The sequence below is a fragment of the Hymenobacter sp. IS2118 genome, from assembly GCF_000715495.1.
Lineage (GTDB): Bacteria > Bacteroidota > Bacteroidia > Cytophagales > Hymenobacteraceae > Hymenobacter.
Window position 1 is genome coordinate 51,634 of the sequence record NZ_JNLX01000059.1, and the last position, 25,070, is coordinate 76,703.

Here is a 25,070-nt window from a genome sequence, read left to right on the forward strand (position 1 = left end):
AAAACGAGAAAAGCTAATAGCTATCGGCTATCGGCTAACAGCTAATAAAATGAAATACCCCGAATACAAGCAGCCGCTCAACTACGGCCAGCTCGGCGAGGACATCCTCGCCTGGTGGAAGGAGCACGGCATCTTTGAAAAGAGCGTGAGCAGCCGCGAAGGCCAGCCTACGTTCGTGTTTTACGAAGGCCCGCCTTCGGCCAACGGTGCGCCCGGCATCCACCACGTGATGGCCCGCACGGTGAAGGACATCTTCTGCCGCTACCAGACGCTGCTGGGCAAGCAGGTGCCCCGCAAGGGCGGCTGGGACACCCACGGCCTGCCCATCGAGCTGCAGGTGGAGAAGGAGCTGGGCATCACGAAGGAGGACATCGGCCACAAAATCAGCATCGCCGACTACAACCAGCGCTGCAAAGAAACCGTGATGCGCTTCAAGGCGCAGTGGGACGACCTGACCGAGAAAATGGGCTACTGGGTCGACCTTGACGACCCCTACGTGACCTTCGAGCCTGAATACATCGAAAGCTGCTGGGCGCTGCTCAAGAAGCTCTACGACAAGGGCCTGCTTTACAAAGGCTACACCATTCAGCCCTACTCACCGGCCGCCGGCACCGGCCTTTCGTCGCACGAGCTGAACCAGCCGGGGACGTACAAGGACGTGAAAGACACGACCGTAGTGGCGCAGTTCAAGGTGAAGCGAGGACCAGTTTCTGAGAAGCTTTTTGCTGCTGGAGAAGCTGCCGAAACATTCATCCTAGCCTGGACGACTACGCCTTGGACACTACCTGCAAATACTGGCCTTGCTGTTGGTTCTAAAATTAAATATGTGGCTGTAGGTTGCTACAATCCATATACTTACAAGAAACAAGTAGTAGTTCTTGCTAAAAGTCGTTTTAGCGCATATTTCGATTTAGCAGGACACAACATCGATGATGTTAATGTTGGCGATAAGATTTGGGTAAAAACTGTTCCGTCGCAGGAAGGTCAGGATACCCTGCCTGATTATCTGCCCGAAGAAGATAGGAACCTGGTTTATAACAAGGGCAAGATTGCTACTTGGCAAATTCTAGGCGACTTTACCGGTGCCGACCTCATCGACATCAAGTACGAGCGTTTGTTCGATTTCACGCCGTTTGAAGGGGAGGAGCGGGCTTTCCGCGTCATCAACGGCGACTTCGTGACCACGGAGGACGGCACCGGCATCGTACACATCTCGCCCACGTTTGGGGCCGATGACTTCCGGGCCGCACAGTTGGCGGACATCCCGGCGCTGATGGTGCCGGATGCCGAAGGCACGCTCGGTCCAATCGTGGACCGGACGGGCCGCTACGTGCCCCAAATGGGCGAATTTGCAGGCCGCTGGGTGAAGAACTACGACGGCCACGACGAGTCGGGTGCCGACTACAAAACGCTGGACGAGAGCATCGTTATCAAGATGAAGGGCGACGGCACGGCCTTCAAAGTGGAGAAGTACGAGCACACCTACCCGCACTGCTGGCGCACCGACAAACCCGTGCTCTACTACCCGCTCGATTCTTGGTTCATCAAGACCACGGCGGTGAAGGACCGCCTCATCGAGCTCAACAAAACCATCAATTGGAAGCCCGAAAGCACCGGCACCGGCCGCTTCGGCAACTGGCTCGAAAACCTGGTGGACTGGAACCTCAGCCGCTCGCGCTACTGGGGCACCCCGCTGCCCATCTGGCGCACCCAGGACCGGACCGAGGAAATCTGCATCGGCAGCATCGCTGAGCTGAAGGCGGAGATTGACAAGGCCGTAGCGGCCGAAGTCATGACCCACAACCCCTACGCCAACGGCGAAAAAATCGACCTGCACCGGCCCTACGTCGACGATATTTTCCTCGTGAGCCCCACCGGCCAGCCCATGTACCGCGAGGCCGACCTCATCGACGTGTGGTTCGACTCCGGGGCCGTTCCCTACGCGCAGTGGCACTATCCGATTGAAAACGGCGAGAAGTTCCAGAAGAATTTCCCCGCCGATTTCATTGCCGAAGGCGTGGACCAGACGCGCGGCTGGTTCTTCACGCTGCACGCCCTGGCCGTGATGCTGGAAGACTCCGTGGCCTTCAAAAACGTCATCGCCAATGGCCTCGTGCTGGCCAAAGACGGCCAGAAGATGAGCAAGCGCCTCGGCAACGCCGTCGACCCGTTTGCCACCATCAAGCAGTTCGGTCCCGATGCCACCCGCTGGTACCTCATCGCCAACGCGCCACCGTGGGACAACCTTAAGTTCGACCCGGCCGGCGTGACCGAAGTGCAGCGCCGCTTCTTCGGCACGCTCTTCAATACGTACTCATTCTATGCGCTTTACGCGAATCTGGATGCGTTCGAAATGGATGAGAAAGCCCGCGTGCCGCACGCCGACCTGAGCGAGCTGGACCGCTGGATTCTGAGCAAATTACAGTCGCTGATATCGGAAGTACGCGGCCACCTAGATAGCTACGACCCCACGAAAGCCGCCCGCGCCATCCAGGATTTCGTGACCGACCAGCTCTCGAACTGGTACGTGCGCCTCTCGCGCCGCCGCTTCTGGAAAGGCGAATTGACGACCGACAAACGCGCCGCCTTCGAGACGCTAAACGAGTGCCTGCAGACTGTGGCGCAGCTCATGTCGCCCATCGCGCCCTTCTTCGCCGAGTGGCTGTACCGCAACCTCACCGGCGGCCAGGGCATTGAATCTGTGCATCTCACGCTGCTGGTCGAAGCCGACGAAACCCGCATCGACCCCAAGCTGGAGGAGCGCATGGAGCTGGCCCAGCGCATCAGCTCGCTGGCCCACTCGCTGCGCAAAAAGTCGGTGCTGAAGGTGCGCCAGCCCCTGCAACGCATCCTGGTGCCGGTGCTGAACGACTCGACCAAGGAGCAAGTCGGCCTCGTGGAGGACCTGATTTGCGCCGAAATCAACGTGAAGCACATCGAATTCCTGGACGACGAGAGCGAAAGCGGCGTGCTGGTGAAGTCGGTGAAGCCCAATTTCAAGCGTCTCGGCCAGCAATACGGCCCGCGTCTGAAAGCCGTGGGTGCCCGCATTCAGGCCATGACGGCGGCCGAAATCTCAAAGCTGGAGAAGGAGGGAAGCCTCGCCGTAGAAGTTGATGGCCAGCCCATTACTCTAGCCCCCGACGATGTGGAAATCCGCACCGACGACCTGCCCGGCTGGCTCGTAGCCACCGACGGCCCCCTCACCGTGGCCCTCGACGTGACCCTGACCGACGAGCTACGCCAGGAAGGCCTCGCCCGCGAGCTCGTGAACCGCCTCCAGAACCTGCGCAAAGACTCGGGCCTGGAAGTGCAGGACAAAATCCGCGTCACCCTCGCTGACCAGCAGCCCGAGCTAATGGCCGCCGTGGCCGCGTTCGGCGACTACATCCGCACCGAAACGCAGGCTCTCGCCCTCACCTTCGCCGCCGATGTGAACGGCGACTCGGTCCTCGAATTCGATGATTACTCTGTTCCGGTCCTTTTGGAAGTCGCAACTGACTGATGCTGAACGACTTGTCGGGTGGTGAAATCCCCGGCGAGTCCTCTGCCGCACAAACGCTTGATAAGCTCGTCTATTTAAGCTTAAAAGCGCAGACAGTCAGTTATAAAAGGTATAAAAAGACGGTAATAAAACAGTCCGTCGCTCCCGCCACTTTTGGCACCGCCTGAATGCACCCAATCCTCTCCAATCGCCAGCAAACGGCGGCCAAATTCTTTCTGCTGGCGCTGTTCATCATCGTCATCGACCAACTCTCGAAGTGGGCCGTGCACACCTACATGCAGCCCGGTATGGCGGGCGAAATCCCCGTTTTTGGCAACTGGTTCAAGCTGCATTACACGCTGAACCCCGGCATGGCCTTCGGGGCCGAACTGCCGGCGCCCTACGGCAAGCTGGTGCTCACGGCTTTTCGCCTGGTGGCCGTGTTTGGCCTGAGCTACTACATTATCCGCCTCTGCAAGCAGCGCGCTTCGGGAGGGTATATTGCCTGCATGGCCCTCATTATGGGTGGGGCAGTGGGCAACCTGATTGACTCGATTTTCTACGGCATCATCTACGACAATGCCCCTTTTGCCTCGCCCACGCGCTGGTTCTACGGCCAGGTGATTGACATGCTCTACGTGGACATTTACGAAGGCTTTCTACCCCAAAACTGGCCGCTGATAGGAGGGAAGTACGTTTCGCTCTGGCCCATCTTCAACATTGCCGATGCTTCCATTTTCGTCGGTGTGGCCTTGATTCTGCTCAATCAGAGCCGTTTTTTCAAGCAGGAAGAGGAGGAGAAAACCGGAACTGCCGAGCAAAGCCCGCTGGGAATGCCTGATGCGGAGAACCGGGCCTAACAGCCCTTTAGAGCCAGCCCGGAACGTCATACGGAGCGCAGTCGAAGCAATGAAGAGGCTTCACTACGTTCTGTATGACGTTCTTTTGCGTTTTACTCGCCCGTTTGCCGCGGCCTCCGGAAACTGTCTGAAATGCACCCAACCACTATTCCCCGTCCCCATTCCACCGTCAGGTTCTTCCTGCTGGCGCTGTTCATTATCGTCATCGACCAGCTTTCGAAGTGGGCGGTGCATACCTATATGCAGCCCGGTTCGGCCGGCGAAATCCCGGTTCTTGGCCAGGTCGTTAAGCTAAACTACATTTTGAACCCCGGCATGGCTTTCGGCGCGCAGCTGCCCGCTCCTTATGGCAAGCTAATTCTTACGGCCTTCCGTAGCCTCGCCGTACTGGGTTTGGTATACTATATCATTCGCCTGTGCCGGCAGCGCGTGGCGGCCGGCTACATAGCCTGCATGGCCCTTATCCTTGGCGGCGCGCTCGGCAACCTCATCGACTCGATTTTCTACGGCGTCATCTACAATAATGCCCCGCTGGGCTCGCCCACGCGCTGGTTCTACGGCCAGGTCATCGACATGATTTACGTGCCGCTCTACGTGGGGTATTTCCCCAAATCCTGGCCCCTCATCGGCGGCAGCTACAGCAACGGTTTCCCCATCTTCAACATCGCCGATTCCTCCATCTTCATCGGCGTAGCGCTGATTCTGCTCAACCAGAGCCGCTTTTTCAACGAATCGCAGCCCGTAGCCGCCCCGCACCACGAAAGCGCGACCTTAGTCGCTCCAGACGCTGAGAAGCTGGCGTAGTAGGGGAGAAGTAGACCGTCATGCTGAGCGCAGTCGAAGCATCTCTACCGCTTCGTTAAAAGGTCTGCATCACTATGACGTTCTTGCATAATGAAAATCGCGCTATTATTCCTGTTACTTATTCCCTGCTTAGCTTGTGGTCAAAATTCAAAACCGGAATCTACTTTTCAAAAGTTGAAAGCTCGACTCATCGACTTTACTCCCGATAAGTTGTGTGCACAGTGCGGTTATAGTTTGGCAGCCTCTACCTTCAAATTTGAAGTTGTCGAAGGCAGTGAAGAATTTCAAAAAGGCCAGAATATCCTTGTCACGATATCTTGTGCCGGCGATAACGCATTTGCTTACTATAAAAAAACGGGTAATACGCTATTTGAAGACAGACAGGATTACCTGCTGCTGTTGTACAAGCCTACTGCCGTACCTGCTGATATCAAGCAGTTTCAGGACTTGTGTTCGCCATATTACGAGGGCGAAAATCTTCCTCGTCTTTGTTCAGAGTCTTTAGAAAAGCTATAACACCCATCATTCCCTCCGTGCCCAACCCGCTCCTCACCGTTTCCAACCTCACCATTGATTTCTCCAGCCATCGCGGCGACGTGCGGGCCGTGGACAACGTGTCGTTTGAGCTGCACCGGGGCGAGACGCTGGCCATTGTGGGCGAGTCGGGCTCGGGCAAATCCGTGACGTCGCTGGCGCTGCTCGGGCTCATTCCGATGCCGCCCGGCCGTATTGCCAGCGGCCAGGCCATCTTCCAGTCTGAAAAGCTGGGCGAAATGGACCTGTTGAAACTATCCGAAACCGACCTGCGCCAGGTGCGCGGCAACGACATCGGCATGATTTTCCAGGAGCCGATGACCTCACTGAATCCCGTGTACACCTGCGGCAGCCAGGTGGTGGAAGCCCTGCGCCTGCACACCGACCTCAGCGCGGCCGCCGCCAAGGCCCGCACCATCGAGCTGTTCACCGAGGCGCAGCTGCCGCGCCCCGAAAGCATCTTCGGCAGCTACCCGCACGAAATCTCGGGTGGCCAGAAGCAGCGTGTCATGATTGCCATGGCCATGGCCTGCCGCCCCGCCCTGCTCATCGCCGACGAGCCCACCACGGCCCTCGACGTGACGGTGCAGGCCCAGATGCTGCGCCTCATCGACGACCTGCGCCGGCAGCGCAACACGGCCGTCCTCTTCATCACCCACGACCTCGGCGTGGTGGCCGAAATCGCCGACCGCATTCTGGTCATGTACCGGGGCAAAGTCGTGGAACAGGGGAGGGTGCTGGATATTTTTTCAAATCCGCAGCATCCGTACACAAAAGGGCTTTTGGCGTGCCGTCCGCGCCTCTCGGTGGGCAAAAAACGCCTTCCCGTAGTGGCCGATTTCATGGGTGAAGATGCCAGCGGCCAGCTTTTCGCCCAGCCCGCGCCGGTGCTTCCGCTGCCAGATGAGGCACTTGCGGCATCTTCGCCCGAAGTGGAAGCCCAGCAGTTACACGATAAAACTGATACCGCCAAAACGTTCCCCGTGGAACATGTTGTTTCGGGGGGTGTTCCACGGGTCGCCTCATCCTCCCAGCCCCCTTCTTCGGTGGAGAAGGGAGAGCCGGTCATGCGCGGGGAAACGGTTTCTGCTGCGTCAATTGCCGCTGCTGATTCTTTCGCTTCTTCTCCTGCGCCCACCCCGGTTCCAATCTTAACCCCAAACGCAGTTCAGGCGTCAGGTTCCCCCTTCTCCATCGGGGAAGGAGGCCGGGGGGATGAGGCCCCGCTCCTCGAAGTCCAGAACCTCCAGGTTTACTTCCCCCTCCGCAAAGGCTTCTTCCGCCGCGCCACCGATTACGTCCGCGCCGTGGATGACGTCAGCTTCACGCTCTATCCCGGCGAAACCATTGGCCTGGTGGGCGAATCGGGCTGCGGTAAAACCACGCTGGGCCGGGCGCTGCTCCGCCTCACGGAACCAACGGCGGGTAGCATCCTGTTTGAAGGAACCGATTTGGCGAAGCTGTCGAGCGGGGAGTTGCGCCACCGTCGGCGCGATTTGCAGCTGGTGTTTCAGGACCCTTACGCTGCGCTGAACCCGATGCTGACTGTGGGCGAAGCCATCTGGGAACCCATGCGGGTGCATAACGTGGGCGGCACGCGCCAGCAGCAAAAGGCCAAAGTTTTGGAGCTGCTGCGCACCGTGGGGCTGCGCGAGGAGCATTTCCAGCGCTACCCGCACGAGTTCAGCGGCGGGCAGCGGCAGCGCATCTGCATTGCCCGGGCCCTTGCCTTGCAGCCCAAATTGATTGTCTGCGACGAGTCGGTTTCGGCCCTCGACGTTTCGGTGCAGGCGCAGGTACTGAACCTGCTCAACGACCTTAAACGCGAGTTCGGTATCACCTATCTTTTCATCACCCACGACCTGTCGGTGGCCCGGTTTATGAGCGACCGGCTGCTGGTCATGCACCAGGGCCGCATTGTGGAGAGCGGCCCGGCGGCGGCCATTTATGCCAACCCGCAACACGAATACACCCGAGGGCTGCTGGCTGCTATTCCCAAGGATAGTCTGGCCGATATTGAAGCGGCCGTGGCCAGCCGGGCGTAACGCCAGGCGGGGATAGCAGCCCGTCATGCTGAGCTTGTCGAAGCATCTCTACCGCTTCGTTGCTGCCGATTGAATTACTTGCGTGGTAGAGATGCTTCGACTTCGCTCCGTTCCGCTCAGCATGACGGGTGCATGCCATCCAAACGCTACGAAACCCTAATAAACAACCTCCCGGCCCGGCCCGCGTTTCACTAAGCGGCGCGGCCCCGCCGCCAACCTTATTTTCCGCTCTCGCCGCCTGCGACCAAACCACTTTTCGGCGGCCACTTTTTAACATGAATACCCCCGAAAATTCCAAGGCTCCCCGCGCCAAGCGCGAAAAGCCCGAAGCCACGGCCATCACCCAGGACCAGGTCCTGCGTGCCTTCACCGACAACCCCACCAAAGTATTGGCCTACCGCCAGCTCTCGCGCCGCCTCGGCGTGACGACCAAAGGCCAGCGCGAGGAGATTTTTGCCCACATCAAGGTGCTGCGCAAAAACGGCTTCATTACGCTGCTTCAAAACGACGAATACCGCCTCGCCGATGCCGATGCCGTGGCGGCGGCGTTGATGCCGTCCAGCGCCAAGAAAACATCCAAAAAAGGCGACGCGCCCATTGCCCCGCCCCGCAACCGTTCGGTGCAGGCTGAGTTTGGCCAGGACCCCATTGTGCACCGTCGCCGCGCCGCTGGCTTCGACTACGTGGACGGCGACGACCGCCCCGAGCGCGCTCCCTCCAACACCATTATTGGCACCGTCGATTTGGCCACGCCCAACTTCGCCTTCGTGGTGCCCGAAGGCGTCGATGGCGGCGACGATATCCGCGTGTTCACCGACCAGCTCAAGTTTGCGCTGCAGGGCGACGTGGTGCGGGTGCGCCTGCGCAGCGGCTCGCGCGACGGCCGGCCCATGGGCGACGTGGTGGAAGTGCTCAAGCGCGTGCGGCCCGAAGTAGTCGGCCGCATTCAGATTCAGGGTACGCTGGGCTTCGTGAAGGCCGACAACCGCAAGGTATATTTCGACGTGTTCGTGCCGCCGCATCAACTGCACGAGTCGCGTAATGGCGACAAGGTGCTGGTCCGCATCACCGAGTTTCCGACCGACCCAAACCGCCAGCCGACCGGCGAGGTCGTGCGCAACTTCGGGCAGGCCGGCGGCAACGAGGCCGAGATAAACGCCATTATGGCCGAGTTCGGATTGCCGTTCGAATTTCCTGAGGAAGTACAGACCGAATCCGAAGGCATCAGTGAGGTTATCGAGCCGGAGGAAATTGCTCGCCGCCGCGACTTCCGCAACATCACCACCTTCACTATCGACCCCGCCGACGCCAAGGATTTCGACGATGCCCTGAGCATTCAGAAGCTGGAAAATGGCCATTGGGAAATCGGCGTGCACATCGCCGACGTGACCCACTACGTGCGCCCCGGCACCGAGCTGGAGCGCGAGGGCAAGCATCGCGCCACCTCCGTGTACCTCGTGGACCGCGTGATTCCCATGCTGCCCGAGCGCCTCTCCAACGGCCTCTGCTCGCTGCGCCCGAATGAGGACAAGCTGACCTTTTCGGCCGTGTTCGAGCTCGATGAAGCTGGCAAGCTTTACGAGTCGTGGTTCGGTAAAACTGTCATTCACTCCGACCGCCGCTTCAGCTACGAGGACGCCCAGGAGCGCATCGAGAGCAAGGAGGGCGACTACGCCGAGGAGGTGAATATCATGAACGACATGGCGCATAAAATCTGTGCGCAGCGCTTCAAGCAGGGGGCCATCACCTTCGAAACCCAGGAGGTGAAGTTCCGACTGGATGAGAACGGCAAGCCCCTGGGCGTGTATGTGAAGGAGCGTAAGGACGCGCACAAGATGATTGAGGAGTTCATGCTGCTGGCCAACCGCAAGGTGGCCGAGTTCGTGTTCAACCTCAAAAAGTCCAAGCCGCGCTTCACCATGGTGTACCGTACCCACGACGCGCCCGAGCCCGAACGCCTCCAGACTTTCGCCCTCTTCGCCCAGAAGTTTGGCTACAAGCTGAAGCTCGACAACCCGAAGAAAATCAGCACCGAGCTCAACACCCTTAGCTCTGAGGTGATGGGTAAGCCCGAGCAGAATGTGCTGCAAGGCTTGGCCATTCGCACCATGAGCAAGGCCATTTATACCACCGAGCCGCTCGGCCACTTCGGCCTGGCCTTCGACCACTACTCGCACTTCACCTCGCCCATCCGCCGCTACCCCGACATGATGGCCCACCGCCTGCTGGAGCACTACCTCCTCGGCGGCAAGAACGTGCCCGTCGACCCCGTGGAGGATGAGTGCAAGCACTCATCGGCCCGCGAAAAGCTGGCGGCCAACGCCGAGCGCGCCAGCATTAAATTCAAGCAGGTGGAGTTCATGGCCGATGAAATCGGCAACACGTTCAAGGGCGTGGTGTCCGGCCTGACCGAGCGCGGCATGTACATCGAAATCGAGGAGAACAAGTGCGAAGGCATGGTTCGTATCAGCGACATTCCCGGCGACTTCTATGAGCTTGATAAAGACAACTACCGCATTGTCGGCAAGAACAACAAGCGCATCATTCAGTTCGGTGACGAGATGATGGTAGTCGTTAAATCCGCCAACCTACTCGACCGCACCATTGACTTCGAGTTAGTAGACGACCGCCCCGACCATGTGAAAAAGCGCGAAGCCGACGAGCGCAAGCAGCGCAGCAGCGAGCCCCGCGGCTACCGCGACCACAGCGCCGGCAAGGGCGGGAGCAAGGGCAGCGGCTACAAGGGCAAGCGCCGGTAAATGCTGAACCCAGACGCGGGGAACCTCACGAGACCCCTGCGGGGCGGGCCCCTCTCCAAAAGAGAGGGGAGCCTGACGAACAATGAAGCCTCGACTTAACCCAGAGTCGGGGCTTTTTTGTTGATATCAGCAATATCAAGTTTACTCTTTAAGCGCCGCCGTGGCTCCCCTCTCTTTTGGAGAGGGGCCGTGCCCGGCAGGGGTGAGGTTCCCCGCGCCTGCCGTTCTTTGCACCACCTATGACCCCAGCCGACTTCCCCGCTAACATCACCGCCGCCCTCGCTCAGCTCGACTACGGCCAGGCCCCGGAAACCCTCTACGCCCCCATCCGCTACATCATGGGCCTGGGCGGCAAGCGCATTCGCCCGCTGCTCACGCTGCTCGGCGCCCATCTCTTCACCGACGAGCTGGGCGGCATCATGAAGCCTGCCCTGGCCACCGAAGTCTTCCATAACTTCACCCTGCTGCACGACGACCTCATGGACCAGGCGCCCCTGCGCCGCGGCCAGGCCACCGTGCACGAAAAGTGGAACCCCAACGTGGCCATTCTTTCCGGCGACGTGATGCTGGTGCGGGCCTACGAGCTGTTCCTGGAAGTCGACCCGCAGCTACTGCCGCGCATCCTCACCCGCTTCGGCCAGACGGCCGCCGAGGTTTGCGAAGGCCAGCAGTGGGACATGAATTTTGAGACCGAGTCCCAGGTGAGCATTGCCCAATACCTGGACATGATTCGCCTGAAAACGGCCGTGCTCCTGGGCTTCTGCCTCGAGCTGGGCGCCCGCCTGGCCGGTGCTACGGAGGAGGATGCCGAGCACCTGCGCCAGTTCGGTACCGACATCGGCCTGGCCTTCCAGTTGCGCGACGACCTGCTGGACGTGTATGGCGACGCCGCCACCTTTGGCAAGCGCGTGGGCGGCGACATCGTGGCCAATAAGAAGACATTCCTGCTGCTCACTGCCCAGGCCCAGGCTAACGACTCGCAACAGGCCGTCCTGCGCCAGCTCATTGCCCAGCCCGTGACTGATGCCGATGCCAAAGTAGCGGCCGTGCGCGCCATCTACGATGAGCTCGAAATTCGCCCGCAGACGGAGGCGCTCATCAACGACTACTTCCAGGATGCCCTGCAGCACCTGGAGCGCGTAGAGGCCCCCGCTGAGCGCAAACAACCCCTGCACCAGCTGGCGCTCCAGCTCATGGACCGCGAGAGCTAGGCGGCTCCGGTTACGTATGCCTGTGGCACCTGCATTAGCTTGTGCCTTCCCTCACGATGCACAAGCTAATGCAGGTGCTATACCCCCTTTTTCCGTGCTCGACCCCATTATCATCCTCATCGGCCTCACGGTCGCCATCTCCGCCTACGCCTGGTCGAAAGACGAGCTGATGAACTCCTGGATACTGGAGCCCTACCGCATGGCCCGCTCCGACGGCCAGTGGCACCGCCTGCTCACCTCCGGCTTCCTGCACGCCGACTGGGCCCACTTGCTCTTCAACATGTTTGCCTTCTACTCCTTCGGCCCGGTGGTGCTCAGCACACTGGTGGAAGGCTATGGCGAGGGCGCGGGTCTGGGGCTGTTTCTGCTGCTCTACCTGGGCGGCATCATCCTCTCCGATTTGCCTACTTACTTCCGCCACCGCAACGACCCCGGCTACCGCAGCCTCGGCGCTTCGGGCGGGGTTTCGTCGGTACTGTTTGCCAGCATTCTGCTCTTTCCGGTGAACAACAGCGGGGGCGGCATCATCATCTTCCCCATCCCAGTTCCCATTCAGCCTTTCGTATTCGGCATCCTTTACCTGGCCTATTCCTGGTACATGGGCCGTCGCCGGGGCGACAATATCAACCACGACGCCCACTTCTATGGCGCGCTCTATGGCGTAGTACTGCTGCTGGTCCTCTTCCCGGCTGCTGCCCCGGAGTTTGTTAGTCAGATAAGCCTGTTTATTCAGGCAAAGCTTTCATAGTCAATTATTTGTGTGATTAAATCAGCTTTATTATATCTATTTGTGGGGCACTGCGTATCTGGGGGCAAGTTGTTTCTTTCACCTGACCCTTCTTACCATGAAATCCCTTCGTCACTTTACTTCCCGTTTGCCCCTCGCGGCGCTTCTGATGCCGCTTGCCTTGTTTGTCACGTCTTGTTCTGGTCGCAACAACAACGGTAGCTTGTCCATCTTCGGAATCCTTTATGTCCTACTGGCCATTGCGGCCTTGTTTAGCTTGTTGAAGCAGGACTGGAGCCTCACTAAAAAGCTTATTTGGGGTGCTGTCATTTGGTTCTTCCCCTTCGGTGGTTCTATTATTTATTTCCTCTTCTCCGGCCGTAAGTAGTAGCATTGCTCAACCCAACAAAAAGCCCCGACCAGTCATCTGGTCGGGGCTTTTTGTTGGATGGAATTTGTACCGCTGGCACCGTAGCTCGGGCACCAGGCGGGCTCTTTCTATTGGTTGAGCAACCGCTTCTTCTCGAGCCGTGCTACGCCGCGCAGCAGCTCGCCGCTGTTCGTAATCTGGGTCATCTGCCAATGGTCGGCCAGGCGGCGCAGCTTCACCTCCACTACCATTGTGGTATCGTACTTGGGCTGCGATATCTCCAGGCCCACGAAGGCGTTGTCGCCTTCCTCACGGCTGTATTTGATGCCTTTGAACTTACTGTCGGGGCCTACCACGCGGCTGGCCAGCCCGGTCAGCGAAAGGTTCACCGTGCGTTTCGGCGCTGCCTCTGCCGCCGCTTGTAGCGAGCCCGTTTCCACGTAGCGCTCCACTTCTTTGCGAGCCGCTTTGGCCAAAGTCGGCTTCAGCAGCCGCAAGGCACCGCCCATCATCAGTCCACCGCCAGGCACCAATGACGTTAGCGCCGAACCTTGCTGGGCCACGTCGTCTACCAAATGGCCGGTCACGCTGCTTACGTCCACATACTTCTCAAACGCCGCCATGTCGTGCGACTGCACGGCCGCCGCGGCCATCACCAGCGCGCCCTCCGGCCCGTTCTTCGCACTTCGGTACAAATAGTAGCCTCCGGCCCCCAGGGCTATCAGCAAGACAAGTAGCAGTAGTTTTTTCATGGATGCCTAAGCAATAAGGTGAGCCACAAAATTACCCCAAACCCCGGCTTATGACGGTTCTGCCGTATATCAGACTTCTTTCAGTTATTGCTTGTCACAAAGCCGCCATACGACTGGTTTTACGTCAAGAGCAGGCACATCTGCTGCCTTCCGAATTCTTATTCCTGTGCCATGCTTATCCCTGCTAATAATCGTGCTGCGCCAGCGCGCCCGGAGGTACACGGCCACCGCGGCTGTCGCGGCCTGCGCCCCGAAAATACCCTCCCGGCCTTCCTGCACGCCTTAGCATTAGGGGTCGATGTTATCGAGTTAGATGTTGTCATATCGGCCGATAAACAGGTCGTCGTATCCCATGAACCCTGGCTCAACCCGCTCGTTTGCCTCAACCCCGATGGCGAGTCCATCCCGTTGGCCGATGGTCGGAATTACAACTTATACCGGTTGCCCTACGCTACCATCCGGCGTTGCGACTGCGGCCAGCTTCGTCACCCTAGCTTCCCGGCCCAGGTTTCTGAGCCTGCTTATAAGCCCCTTCTAAGCGAGGTTTTCTCCACCCTCGAATCTGCTTCGCTTCGGCTCGGCCGGCCGCCAGTGAAATACTCCGTCGAGATAAAATGCAGCCCGGCGGGCGACAATCTGTTCCACCCGGCACCCGGCGAGTTCCTCCCCCTGGTGCTGGCCGAGCTTGCCGCAGCCAGGGTTTTGGAGCGCACCACCCTGCTGTGTTTTGATGCGCGCATTCTGCAGCTGGCTCATCAGCTACAGCCGGATTTAGCCACTTGCTTCCTGGTTGAAGACCAGGTGCCGTGGTCTTCCAGCCTGCATCAACTGGGCTTCCTGCCCACCACTTTCGGCCCCGATGCAGCAACCATAACTCCAGCTGCAGTCCAAGCCTTACGAGATGAATTTCCCACCCTTCGCCTGGTGCCCTGGACTGTGAATGACCTGGCCGATATGCAACGCCTGCTTGCCTTGGGCTTAGACGGCATGACAACCGATTACCCCGACCGGTTGATTCCACTGCTTGCTTCTTAACAAACAGCTTTTCTTGCGGGGTACAAATAAATTGATATCCCGCATAAAAATGGCCTGCTGAATCCAGCAGGCCATTTTTATGTTGTAACGTTTTATTCAAAATGTGTTACAAATCAATTGTGTTACACCTTATTGTATCGAATTATGATACACTTATTTCGTGAATTATGTTACGATGTGTATTGTAATACGGTGTTCGGCACGGTTTAAAAAGAACAACAAATTTGTTTAATACGTGTATAGTGTACATATTTGCACAAGCGTTACACATTGCGTCTATTATGTCACATCAAGGGGAAATCCTGCAGGAAGCTATCAAAAACAGCGGTATTTCCATTACTCGTATCGTAGAGGAACTGGGTATTACACGGCCAACTATTTACCGTAAATTCAAAGAAGAAACAATTGATTACAGCTTTGTAAAAAGAATCGGTGATATCATTAACCACGATTTTTCAAATGATTTTACAATTGTTCAACAATCTGTACTCCCATTTGTAACATCGCCTGCTAAACACACTGTTACAAGTAGTGTTACACCGCGTGTAACACTGCCTCAAAACATCGATTCTGACCCATCTAAGCAACTTTTAGTGCTTCAAACTAAGTACATAGCTCTTTTAGAAGCCTACAATGAGTTGTTGTTGAAAGTGTATGGGCCTAAGTGACAAAAATGTTCCACGTGAAACATTTTTGTTCGTTGCCTAGCTGCCGTCTGATTGCAATGAGTGCCCTCTTGTTAGGTTGTAAAATGTTGTTTGCCAGTCGGTGAAACGTGTCCAACGAATTTGTTTTGGCTCCAAAACACAGCAATAAGGGAGGGCGTTGCCGCTAATGTTCGTATTGAAGTGGGATGGCCTTTAACTTGAGTGACGAGGCTTTTTCCAATGAGGAATGTGCTCGCCCTGTGCGCAATTAGAACCCCAGTAATTTGATTGAGGAGTCTGAGCGTTGGCGCCTATCATCTATAGTTGGTGCAGAACTTGCGGCTTCGACAAAGACCTAAGCAGGACTTGCACGAGGGTCCGGGCCATATCAGGATGTGAGTTCCTTCAGGCGTTTAAGTGATTTTAAAAACTGCGGAGAAGGGACAGTTAGTGCTGTGATGACAGCCCAGGCCTTTGGAATAAAGCGAGCAGGAAAACGCTATGTGTCCTACAGGAAAATGACTTCCTTAATCACCGCTTCGCCTACCTCTGCATTGATGAGTTCAGCCACGCGGGTCTTGGCCATGAGAAGCTCATGCTTGAGCGGGGCGGAAGTAAGCCGAACAAAAAGCCGGCCTTGGTTAACATAGACTTCTTTGGTCTTCAACGCGACTGCCTTGCCCATGACCCGCTCCCAACTGGATACCACCGTCACCTCGTTAAGCTTGCCCTTAAGGCGATAAGCACGCACCAATTCCTCAAGTCCCTCTTTAAGGGAGATGTCGCCGGAGCGGGAAGGAGAGGAGGGCTTTTTTATCATGTAGACAGGCCAAAGTAAGAAGGTTGGCTTACCTGCTTTTTGGGGGTGCAAAGGTAGCCCTGCACTCTGGCTAAACTGGTGCCACTGCCCCATCCTGCACCCGAAACCGGAGGATGGGAATTGTTACCCGTGCCAGTGCCTGGTCGGTTCGCTCCAGGTTGGTGTCCGTGAGGAATACCTGGCCGAAGGTCTCATCCGCTACCAACTCCAGCAGGCGGGCGATGCGCTTGTCATCAAGACGGTCAAAAATGTCGTCGAGCAGAAGCAGGGGCTTGTGGTTTTGTGTGGAGGCCAGCATCTCGAACTGGGCCAGCTTGAGGGCAATGGCAAAGGATTTTTGCTGGCCCTGCGAGGCATGGCTTTTCACCGGTTGCTCATCCATCAGGAACACAAAGTCGTCGCGGTGGGAACCATTGGTGCTGCGCTGCAGGGCGAAGTCGCGGCGTTCATTGCTGCGTAGGAGTTGAGCGAAGTCAGCCCCGACCAGCTGGCTCTTATAGGTGAGGGTAACGGCTTCGCGCCCATCGGCCAGCTGCTGGTAGTGGCGCTGAAACAGGGGAAGGTACTCCGCTAGAAAGGACTCACGCAACACGGTTAGTTGGGTGCCTATGGGGGCTAGCTGCTCATCAAGCGCCAACAAGTAGTCGCGGTCGAAACCATGGTTGGGGCGGTCGCCCTGCTTGAGCACGGCGTTGCGCTGGCGAAGCAAGGCGTTATAGGAGATGAGCAGCTCCAGAAATTGGTGGTCGAGCTGCGCCATCAAGCTATCGAAGTACTTGCGGCGGTCCTCGCTGCCCTGCCGAATCAGGTCGGTGTCGTAGGGCGAGATGAGCACGGCGGGGTACTTGCCAATGTGGTCGGCCATACGCTCGTAGGGCTGCTTGTTGTGAGTCAGCGTCTTTTTCTGGCCCAGGCGCAGGCTCACCTGAATGGTTTCCGGCTCGGAATCGGAGCCTGAAGAGAAATTTCCCTTAACTACAAAGAAATCAGCGCCTTGCTTAATGCAAAGGGCATCCGAAGAAGTTATTGCACTCTTAGTCAGCGACAAATAGTGAATGGCATCCAGTAAGTTGGTTTTTCCGCTGCCGTTGTCGCCAATAAAGCAGTTTAGGCCGGGAGATAAACGAAGCGCCGCAGCGTCGTAATTTTTAAAAAAAAGCAGCTGCAGGGAGTCAAGGGTCATAAGGTTCGGTATTGCCAGCACTTTTACGTAATTTCGCCCTCCCAACGCGAAATATTATTTTCCTTTAATGAGCTATGGCAGATACGAAAGTAAAAGCTGCTTCTAAAAAATCGACGGCAACTAAGGGCGCAGCACCTGCGGCCAACGGCAAAGCCAAGAGCAAAGCGGCCACTACCGGCGGTCAGCCCGACCCCGTGCTGCCCGGCACCGACGCGCCCGAAATGGCTGCGTCCGGTACCGACTTGTCGAAGCAGGCTAAGGCCGGTACTTCTTTTCCGAAGGAAACGTACATGCAGTGGTACGAGCAAATGCAGCTCATGCGCAAGTTTGAGGACAAGGCCGGCCAGCTCTACGGTCAGCAGAAAATCAAAGGTTTCTGCCACCTCTACATTGGCCAGGAGGCTTGCGTAGCGGGGCAGGTATCGGCGCTGGAGAAGGGCGATAAATACATCACGGCCTACCGCGACCATGCCCACCCGCTGGCGCTGGGCACCTCGCCCAATGCCGTGATGGCCGAGCTATTTGCCAAAGCCACCGGCTGCTCCAAGGGCAAGGGCGGCTCGATGCACATGTTCGACAAAGAGGTGGGCTTTATGGGCGGCCACGGCATTGTGGGTGCCCAGGTGCCCATGGGCGCGGGCATTGCCTTTGCCGAGAAGTACAACAAGACCGGCAAGCTCTGCATCTGCTCCATGGGCGACGGCGCCGTGCGCCAGGGTGCCCTGCACGAGGCCTTCAACATGGCCATGCTGTGGAAGCTCCCGGTCATCTTCGTGATTGAGAACAATGGCTACGCCATGGGCACGTCGGTAGAGCGCACCTCCAACGTGCACGACCTCTACAAGATTGGCCTGAGCTACGACATGCCCTCGGAGCCGGTGAACGGCATGCGCGTGGAAGACGTGCACGAGGCCGTGGCCCGCGCCGCCGAGCGCGCCCGGGCCGGCGAAGGTCCCACGCTGCTCGAATTCAAGACCTACCGCTACAAGGGCCACTCCATGAGCGACCCTGCCAAGTACCGCACCAAAGATGAGTTGGAGGACTACCGGAACCGCGACGCCATCGAGGGCGTGCGCCACACCATCCTCACCAACAAGTTTGCCACCGAGGCCGACCTGGAAGCCATCGACGAACGCATCAAAGCACAGGTAGCCGAGTCGGTAGAGTTTGCCGAAAACTCGCCTTACCCCACGCCCGACGAATTGTACAAGGACGTGTACGTGCAGGCCGACTACCCTTACATCCACGACTAAGTAGGAACAGCTGACTGCCGTCAGCCACTAGTTTCTGCGAACGCCGATAATCCCGATTCCCCCATAAAAAGCTAGCAGCTGACAGCTAATAGCTCGCAGCTTCTCCAATATGTCGAAGATTCCATTTACTGGCAAGAGCCAGCAGGCCCGCCAGGGGCAACCCGTTCAAAACGCTTCGACTGACCCGTTGGTGCCCGCCGAGGAACTCGCGCCTGAAAATCCGTTGCTGGAAGACCCGGACGCGCTGGCCGCCCGCCTAGTAGAGTCGGAAGATTTCGTGCGCAACAACAGCAACGTGCTGCTCGGCATTCTGGCGGTGGTGGTATTGGCAGTGGCCGGCGCTTTTGGCTTTTACTACTGGCGTAATACGCAGGACACGAAAGCACAGACCAGCATGTTCCGCGCCGTGAATAACTGGGAAGCCGACTCCCTCAGCAAAGCCATCAAGGGCGACGGCAAGGCGCCCGGCCTGACTACCGTAGCCAATGAGTACGGCAGCACCAAAGCCGGCAACCTCGCCAATTTCTACGCCGGTGTGGCCTCGCTGAAGCAGGGCAAGTTTAAAGAAGCGTTCGACTACCTCGAAGACTTCAGCTCCGACGACTACCTGGTGCAGAGCCGGGCCTACGCCCTGATGGGCGACGCGCAGCTGGAGCAGGGCAAATCGAAAGAAGCCGCCGACCTCTACGCCAAAGCTGCCGACCACAACGCCAATGAGTACTTCTCGCCCGGCTACTTGCTGAAAGAAGGTACGGCCCGTGAAATTGCCAACGACAACGAAGGCGCCATTAAAGCCTACGACCGCATCATCAACGAATTCCCAACGGCCCAGGAAGTGGTGGAAGCCCGCCAGTTCAAGGCCAAGCTGGAAGGCGCTAAATAACCAACCACTCCCTCTACTTGTCATCCTGAGCGCAGCGAAGGACCTTACCGCACCCGAACGCAACCCGTTCCCTCGTGCCAAGGTCTGCCGCCGCACTCAGGATGACTGCTTTTAACCCCAACGCCATGGCTACTTCCCTCCAAAACCTCAGCGATTACGACGCCTCCACTTTCATCGACATCAGCGAAAAACGCTTCGGACTGGTGGTGGCCGACTGGAACCGCGAGATAACCGACGTGCTGAGCGCCGGCGCCTACGACACCCTGCTCAAGCACGGTGCCACGGCCGACAACATTTACCGCAACACCGTGCCCGGCAGCTTCGAGCTCACGCTGGGCGCCCAGTTCCTGGCGCAGCACGACGAAATGGACGCCGTAATTTGCCTGGGCGTGGTTATTCAGGGCGAAACCAAGCACGACGACTACATCTGCCACGCCGTAGCCCAGGGCATTACCCAGGTAGGGTTGAAGTTCAACAAACCCGTCATTTTCGGACTCGTGACCACTAATACCCTGGAGCAGGCCTGGGACCGGGCCGGTGGCAAGCACGGCAATAAGGGAGTGGAAGCCGCTGTGGCCGCCATTCAAATGTTAGGTTTTTAGCATTCGACGGAAAAGCGGCCCTGAAGCCCTAACTTTGCAGCCGCAAAAACAAGCATGCAAATGCTTTGAATTGAAGCAGCAGGCGCATGCAAGTGCTGCCAACCATTTAGCAGTTGGCGATGTTGCCGCTCCATTACTGAATGGTATTTCATTTTCATAATTTCTATTTACCCTTTCGATGAACGAAGAAAACATCCGCTATTCCCGGGAAGACCTGAGCGAGTTCGACCAGATTATTCAGGATAAACTGACGGCGGCCCGCAAAGAGTTGGCGTTCATCAAGGAAACCCTGACCCGTAGTAATGATTCCGGCACCGACACCACCGCCTCTTCGGCCAAAGTGCTGGAGGACGGCGCCGAGACCGCCGAGAAAGAAAGCATGAACCAGCTGGCCTCGCGCCAGATGAAGTTCATTCAGCAGCTCGAAAACGCCCAGGTCCGCATCAAAAATGGTACCTACGGCGTGTGCATCGGCACGGGCAAGCTCATTCCGAAGGAGCGCCTGCGCGCGGTGCCCCACACCCAGCACTCCATCGAAGCCAAAATGGCGCGCCGCGACTAGTCTTCGCGAAGGCCCGAGGCCCGAATCTGTGGGCCGGCGCTGCGGCGGCCGGCTGGCAGGTTCGGGCTTTTGCTTTTATCTTAAGTGAATTATTTCAGCTACTGACGGCTTTATCCGGTCAGCGGCGGAAAATCCCACTTCGACAACCACGTTTTTCATCATACCGTAGCGATACGGCAAGCAACTTTTCAAGCCATGGGCAAGAAACATTTTTCAGACGATAAGTCGGACCGTCGCGGCGGCCGCAATGCAGGTGGCCCCGGCGGCTTCGGCGGCAATAAAAACGAGCGTTCGGGCCCCGGTGGACCGGCCGGCCGCGGCGGTGACCGCGACCGCGGCAACGACCGTGGCGGCGACCGTGACCGTGGTGGCTACTCCGCCACCCGCCCCGGCAATGGCCGCCCGGCTACCAACGGCGCATTTGGCCGCCCAGCTACTAATGGCGCCTTCGGCCGCCCCACCAACGGTGCCTTCGGTGGCGGCCGCAGCAACTCCGGTGATGGCGAGAAGCGCCCTTACGGCAGCAGCTACGGCGGTGGCAACCGCGAAGGTGGCAGCGGCTTCGGCAACAAGGGTTTCGGTGGCAAGAGCTTCGGCGGCAATAAGGAGTACAGCCAGCGCGAGCCCGGCGGCTTCCGCCCCGGCGGCGACCGGTCAGAACGCACCGAGCGCCCGCGCCTGGGCAAGGAGCAGCGCACCGGCACCAGCTACGGCCGCACCGCCGAGCGCCCAGAGCGCGGTAACGACCGCGGCGAGCGTGGCGGCTACGGCAACGACCGTGGCGAGCAGCGCGGCCCGGCTTCGCCCGATGCCCGTCCTATTCGCCCGTATCAGGCCAAGGAAAACTGGAGCGGCCAGCCCTACCGCCGCGAAGGCGAAAAGGCCGTGCCCCGTGGCCAGCCCGGCGAGCGCAACCGCAAGTTTGAGAAGAGTAATCCCAACGAGCAGGCCGAAACCAGTGCGCCCCGCAACAGCGGCAGCTTTGGCCGAAGCACGCCCCGCGAGCCGCAGGATTTCCAGCGTAGCGAGGAGCGCGGCCCCAACCGGCCCATCCGTTCGGCCCGCCCCTTTGAGGCCAACCCGCCGCAGCCCCGCGAGGAGCGCAGCGAGCGCCGCTCCGACTATTCCGGTGGCAGCGATGCCGACCGCCGCGGCGATGAAGCTGCATTCGGCCGGAAGTTTACGCCCGGCGCTTTTGGCAAGCGCGAGAACTCCACCTTTGGCGCCAGCCGCAGCACCAGCGAACGCCCCGGCACGTACGAGAAGCGCAGCACCGAGAAGTGGACGCCCGCGCCCGGCAGCTTTGCCGAGCGTCGCGAGGCCCTGAAGGCGCAGGAGCGTAGCGTGCGCCGCTCGGGCACCGGCTACGGTAGTACCCCAGACAAGCCCCGCGCCGCCCGCCCGGCCGTGCAGGAAAACCGCGCCGATAAGCCCCGCTTCGGCGAGCGCCCCGGTGAGGCACCCGACTACAAAAACCTGAAGCACTACGAAAACGACAAAACCCGCGGCAACAAGCGCCGCCGCGACGAAGAGGAAGATTTCGGTACCGACGAGCTGCGCCTGAACCGCTATATCGCCAATGCCGGCATCTGCTCGCGCCGCGAGGCCGATACGCTGATTGCCGCCGGCGAAATAAAGGTGAACGGCGAAGTGGTGACGGAGATGGGTTATAAAGTGCAGCCCGAAGACACCGTGCAGTACGGCAAGACCAACCTCAACCGCGAGAAGTCGGTGTACGTGCTGCTGAACAAGCCCAAGGATTTTATCACGACTACGGAAGACCCCGAAGGCCGCCGCACGGTAATGGAGCTGGTGGCCAGCGCCTCGAAGGAGCGGATTTTCCCCGTGGGCCGGCTCGACCGCAACACCACAGGCCTGCTGCTCTTCACCAACGACGGCGAAGTAGCCCAGAAGCTCTCGCACCCTTCGCACAAAAACAAGAAAATCTACCAGGTTGAATTGAGCCAGCCCCTGGCCGAGGAAGACCTGCGCCAGATTGCCCAAGGCATCGAGCTCGAAGACGGCAAAGCCGTGGTAGACGACGTGGCCGTAGTGGCCGGCAACCCGCACTTTGTGGGCATCGAAATCCACATTGGCCGCAACCGCATTGTGCGCCGCATTTTTGAGCACCTCGGCTACGAAGTGGTGGCTCTGGACCGCGTGCAATACGCCGGCCTCACCAAAAAGGACCTGCCCCGCGGCAAATGGCGCTTCCTGAGCGAGCAGGAAGTTATTCGGATGAAGTACTTCCTGTAGCCCAACGGCTAGACTAAACGACCGTCATGTTGTGCTTGCCGAAGCATCTCTACCGCAATAGCAAATCCAATCGTTAGGATTACTTGCCCGGTAGAGATGCTTCGGCAAGCTCAGTATGACGGTTATTTTTTAACCAGCAACACCCACTAATTCTCGTGCGTACCCTTGCCCTCGACATCGGTAATACGGCGGTGAAAGCCGGCTGCTTCGAAGGCGCGTTGCTCCGCGAGATGCAGGCGGGCCTCACTGCGCCGGAAGTATTGGCGCTGGTGCAGCACTGGCAGCCGGCGCACGTTATCGTGGCCTCCGTGGCCGAAGACGCCGCCTTGCGCACTGACGAGCTGCGGGAGCTGGTGCCGGGTGAAATCCTGACGTTTTCGCCGGCCACTACGGCCGTCCCGCTACGCCACGCCTACGCCACGCCCCACACCCTGGGCGCCGACCGGCTGGCGGCGGCAGTAGGAGCGGCCGGGCTGCGGCCGGGGCAGCCCACGCTCATCATCGACGCGGGCACGGCCCTGAAATTTGATGTGGTGACGGCCGATGAAACTTACCACGGCGGCAGCATTGCGCCGGGCCTGGCCATGCGCTTTCGGGCCTTGCACACGTTTACGGGGCGGCTGCCGTTGTTGGAGCGGCCCGCCACCGATGCAACGATTCCGCTCGTGGGCGACTCCACTACGGGTAGCCTGCTGAGCGGCGTGGTCAACGGCATGGTGGCCGAAATCGTGGACTTTATTGCTCAGTATCAGCAGCTGTACCCCGGCATCGGGGTGTTGCTCACGGGTGGCGATGCTGCTTTTCTAGCGGCCCGGCTCCCGGCTCGTATCTTTGTGGTGCCTGAGCTGGTGCTGCTCGGCCTTAATCGGATTTTAGCTTATCATGTTGTCAAATAAAGAGATGGGTTGCCTGCGTTGGAGCTTGGTACTGGCCGGCGTGGTATTTACAGTGAGCGGCGCGCAAGCACAGGGCTTGGGCAACTCGCCGTACTCGCGCATTGGTTTGGGCGAATTCAACGCCAACACCGGCGGTGTGCGCCAGATGGGCATGGGCGGCGTGGGCTTAGCGGCGCCTAACTCCACGAATGTGAATGAGTTGAACCCGGCCCTGCTCTATTACACGGGCCGCACCACGTTTGAAGCGGGCTACAACGGACAATACAAAACAATTAGAAACGCGGCCTCAACCAACCGGAGCGGCAGCGGCAACCTCGGCTACTTCGCTCTTTCGGTACCGTTGAGCACCAAGTGGGGCGCTGCGGTAGGACTGAAGCCGGTGAGCGCCGTCGATTACGAATCGAATACCGTGCGCCCGGTAGCCGGAGCCCCCAATCCAACGGATGCCGTACGGACGCAGTACCTCGGCACGGGCGGGGTTTCCGAAGCGTACATTGGCCAGGGATTCCAGATTTCGAAGGGCTTCACGGTAGGCGTAACCGCTTCTTACGTTTTTGGAGTGGTTGATGAAACCGTTGGCACCAGCGTGCTGGTGGCCAACAGCAACGCGCCGCTGGTTAATTCGGTGAGCCGGACGCACACGCGCTATTCCGACTTCGCCTTCCGGGCCGGGGCGCATTACCGGCACAAACTGGGCAAAGACCTCAGCATCAACCTGGCCAGCGTGTATAGCTTTGGCCACGACCTGCGCGGGCAGCAGTCTGTCGAGCAGGAACAAACCAACGTGGAAGGCACCCTCATCGCGCCGCCATCTACCCTGAGCGACGGACGCGGCAGCACCTCCGTTCCCGCGCTGACCCAGCTCGGAATCAGCCTCGATAACGACAAAAACTGGAGCATCAACCTCGACGCCGCGCGTCAGCAGTGGTCGAATTTCACCAGCTTCGGCCAGCAAAGCACTTCCCTCAACAACACCCTGCGGCTGGGCCTGGGCGGCGAAATCGCGCCCGACCCCGGCTCGGTAGAGCATTATTTCCAGCGGGTAACCTACCGCGCCGGCGTGAACATCGCACAGATGCCGTACCAGCCGGGCGGAAAAACCCTATATGACCGCGCTGTTAGTTGGGGGTTTGCCTTCCCGCTGCCCAACGCTACGCCATTGGAAGCCACCACCTTTAGCCTGGGTTTCACCTACGGCGTGCGGGGCAATACCGATATTCTCAACGCCGCCACGGGCAGCAGCAATGTGCGGGAAAGCTACATCCGCGGGCAGTTGGGCGTGACGCTCAACAACCGCTGGTTCATCAAGCGCCGCTTGCAGTAATGACCAAAAGTCGCCGTTCAGCCATTTGCTGACGGCTAACGACTTTGGGCTTTTTATTGCCTG

Annotated in this window: 21 protein-coding genes; 18 read left to right on the forward strand and 3 right to left on the reverse strand. The window is 58.7% G+C overall.

Features of this window, described 5'->3' with window-relative positions; translation table 11 throughout:
• Nucleotides 1-49 precede the first annotated feature (49 nt).
• From ileS to GM79_RS03970, 9 genes are all read left to right on the forward strand, one after another.
• The gene (gene ileS / locus GM79_RS03930) at nt 50-3,505 is read left to right on the forward strand and encodes an isoleucine--tRNA ligase (protein WP_035559560.1); all 3,456 of its coding nucleotides are present in this window, start codon (nt 50-52) and stop codon (nt 3,503-3,505) included.
• A 167-nt stretch (nt 3,506-3,672) separates the two neighbouring features.
• Nucleotides 3,673-4,344 carry a lipoprotein signal peptidase gene (locus GM79_RS03935; RefSeq protein WP_051718481.1) on the forward strand — a complete coding sequence of 224 codons (672 nt, stop codon included), beginning with the start codon at nt 3,673-3,675 and terminating at the stop codon, nt 4,342-4,344.
• A 132-nt stretch (nt 4,345-4,476) separates the two neighbouring features.
• A complete protein-coding gene (locus tag GM79_RS03940) occupies nt 4,477-5,148 on the forward strand; it encodes a lipoprotein signal peptidase (RefSeq protein ID WP_051718482.1) in 672 nt (223 codons plus the stop codon).
• 90 nt (nt 5,149-5,238) lie between these two features.
• Complete coding sequence (locus GM79_RS03945) at nt 5,239-5,664, forward strand: hypothetical protein (RefSeq protein WP_152559812.1); 426 nt, start codon at nt 5,239-5,241, stop codon at nt 5,662-5,664.
• 17 nt (nt 5,665-5,681) lie between these two features.
• Nucleotides 5,682-7,727: an ABC transporter ATP-binding protein gene (locus GM79_RS03950; RefSeq protein WP_035559565.1), complete on the forward strand. Its 2,046-nt coding sequence runs from the start codon at nt 5,682-5,684 to the stop codon at nt 7,725-7,727.
• 275 nt (nt 7,728-8,002) lie between these two features.
• Entirely contained in the window at nt 8,003-10,486 is a 2,484-nt protein-coding gene (rnr, locus tag GM79_RS03955; protein WP_051718483.1) for a ribonuclease R, read from the forward strand.
• A gap of 239 nt (nt 10,487-10,725) precedes the next feature.
• Complete coding sequence (locus GM79_RS03960) at nt 10,726-11,697, forward strand: polyprenyl synthetase family protein (RefSeq protein WP_035559568.1); 972 nt, start codon at nt 10,726-10,728, stop codon at nt 11,695-11,697.
• Between the two features lie 94 nt (nt 11,698-11,791).
• Nucleotides 11,792-12,445, forward strand: coding sequence for a rhomboid family intramembrane serine protease (locus tag GM79_RS03965; RefSeq protein ID WP_035559570.1), 654 nt, complete (start codon nt 11,792-11,794; stop codon nt 12,443-12,445).
• Between the two features lie 97 nt (nt 12,446-12,542).
• Entirely contained in the window at nt 12,543-12,812 is a 270-nt protein-coding gene (locus GM79_RS03970) for a PLD nuclease N-terminal domain-containing protein (RefSeq protein WP_152559813.1), read from the forward strand.
• 110 nt (nt 12,813-12,922) lie between these two features.
• Here the strand turns inward: GM79_RS03970 and GM79_RS03975 are convergent, their stop codons facing one another.
• On the reverse strand, nt 12,923-13,546 hold the full coding sequence (locus GM79_RS03975) for a hypothetical protein (RefSeq protein WP_035559576.1): 624 nt from the start codon (nt 13,544-13,546) through the stop codon (nt 12,923-12,925).
• A 171-nt stretch (nt 13,547-13,717) separates the two neighbouring features.
• On the opposite strand from GM79_RS03975, the gene GM79_RS03980 reads away from it, so the two are divergent.
• Both GM79_RS03980 and GM79_RS24595 read left to right on the forward strand, forming a co-directional pair.
• Nucleotides 13,718-14,581: a glycerophosphodiester phosphodiesterase family protein gene (locus GM79_RS03980; protein ID WP_035559579.1), complete on the forward strand. Its 864-nt coding sequence runs from the start codon at nt 13,718-13,720 to the stop codon at nt 14,579-14,581.
• A 281-nt stretch (nt 14,582-14,862) separates the two neighbouring features.
• Nucleotides 14,863-15,249, forward strand: coding sequence for a helix-turn-helix domain-containing protein (locus GM79_RS24595; protein ID WP_072008527.1), 387 nt, complete (start codon nt 14,863-14,865; stop codon nt 15,247-15,249).
• A 487-nt stretch (nt 15,250-15,736) separates the two neighbouring features.
• On the opposite strand, the gene GM79_RS03985 is transcribed toward GM79_RS24595, so the two are convergent.
• Both GM79_RS03985 and recF read right to left on the reverse strand, forming a co-directional pair.
• Entirely contained in the window at nt 15,737-16,048 is a 312-nt protein-coding gene (locus tag GM79_RS03985) for a DUF721 domain-containing protein (protein WP_051718484.1), read from the reverse strand.
• A 70-nt stretch (nt 16,049-16,118) separates the two neighbouring features.
• Complete coding sequence (gene recF / locus GM79_RS03990) at nt 16,119-17,231, reverse strand: DNA replication/repair protein RecF (RefSeq protein ID WP_035559582.1); 1,113 nt, start codon at nt 17,229-17,231, stop codon at nt 16,119-16,121.
• A gap of 221 nt (nt 17,232-17,452) precedes the next feature.
• On the opposite strand from recF, the gene pdhA reads away from it, so the two are divergent.
• The 7 genes from pdhA (at nt 17,453) to GM79_RS04025 (ending at nt 25,007) form a co-directional block, all read left to right on the forward strand.
• The gene (gene pdhA, locus GM79_RS03995; RefSeq protein WP_035559675.1) at nt 17,453-18,484 is read left to right on the forward strand and encodes a pyruvate dehydrogenase (acetyl-transferring) E1 component subunit alpha; all 1,032 of its coding nucleotides are present in this window, start codon (nt 17,453-17,455) and stop codon (nt 18,482-18,484) included.
• A gap of 109 nt (nt 18,485-18,593) precedes the next feature.
• Nucleotides 18,594-19,367, forward strand: coding sequence for a tetratricopeptide repeat protein (locus GM79_RS04000; protein ID WP_152559814.1), 774 nt, complete (start codon nt 18,594-18,596; stop codon nt 19,365-19,367).
• A 125-nt stretch (nt 19,368-19,492) separates the two neighbouring features.
• Nucleotides 19,493-19,969 (forward strand): 6,7-dimethyl-8-ribityllumazine synthase, encoded by a 477-nt coding sequence (gene ribH / locus GM79_RS04005; protein ID WP_035559585.1) that lies wholly within the window; start codon nt 19,493-19,495, stop codon nt 19,967-19,969.
• A gap of 178 nt (nt 19,970-20,147) precedes the next feature.
• Complete coding sequence (locus GM79_RS04010; protein ID WP_035559588.1) at nt 20,148-20,531, forward strand: TraR/DksA family transcriptional regulator; 384 nt, start codon at nt 20,148-20,150, stop codon at nt 20,529-20,531.
• A gap of 195 nt (nt 20,532-20,726) precedes the next feature.
• Nucleotides 20,727-22,787 (forward strand): pseudouridine synthase, encoded by a 2,061-nt coding sequence (locus GM79_RS24600; protein ID WP_051718485.1) that lies wholly within the window; start codon nt 20,727-20,729, stop codon nt 22,785-22,787.
• A gap of 155 nt (nt 22,788-22,942) precedes the next feature.
• Nucleotides 22,943-23,683, forward strand: a complete 741-nt coding sequence (locus GM79_RS04020; protein ID WP_035559591.1) for a type III pantothenate kinase — start codon at nt 22,943-22,945, stop codon at nt 23,681-23,683.
• Entirely contained in the window at nt 23,670-25,007 is a 1,338-nt protein-coding gene (locus tag GM79_RS04025) for an outer membrane protein transport protein (protein WP_152559815.1), read from the forward strand. Before GM79_RS04020 ends, GM79_RS04025 begins: the two co-directional genes overlap by 14 nt.
• The last annotated feature ends 63 nt before the right edge of the window (nt 25,008-25,070 follow it).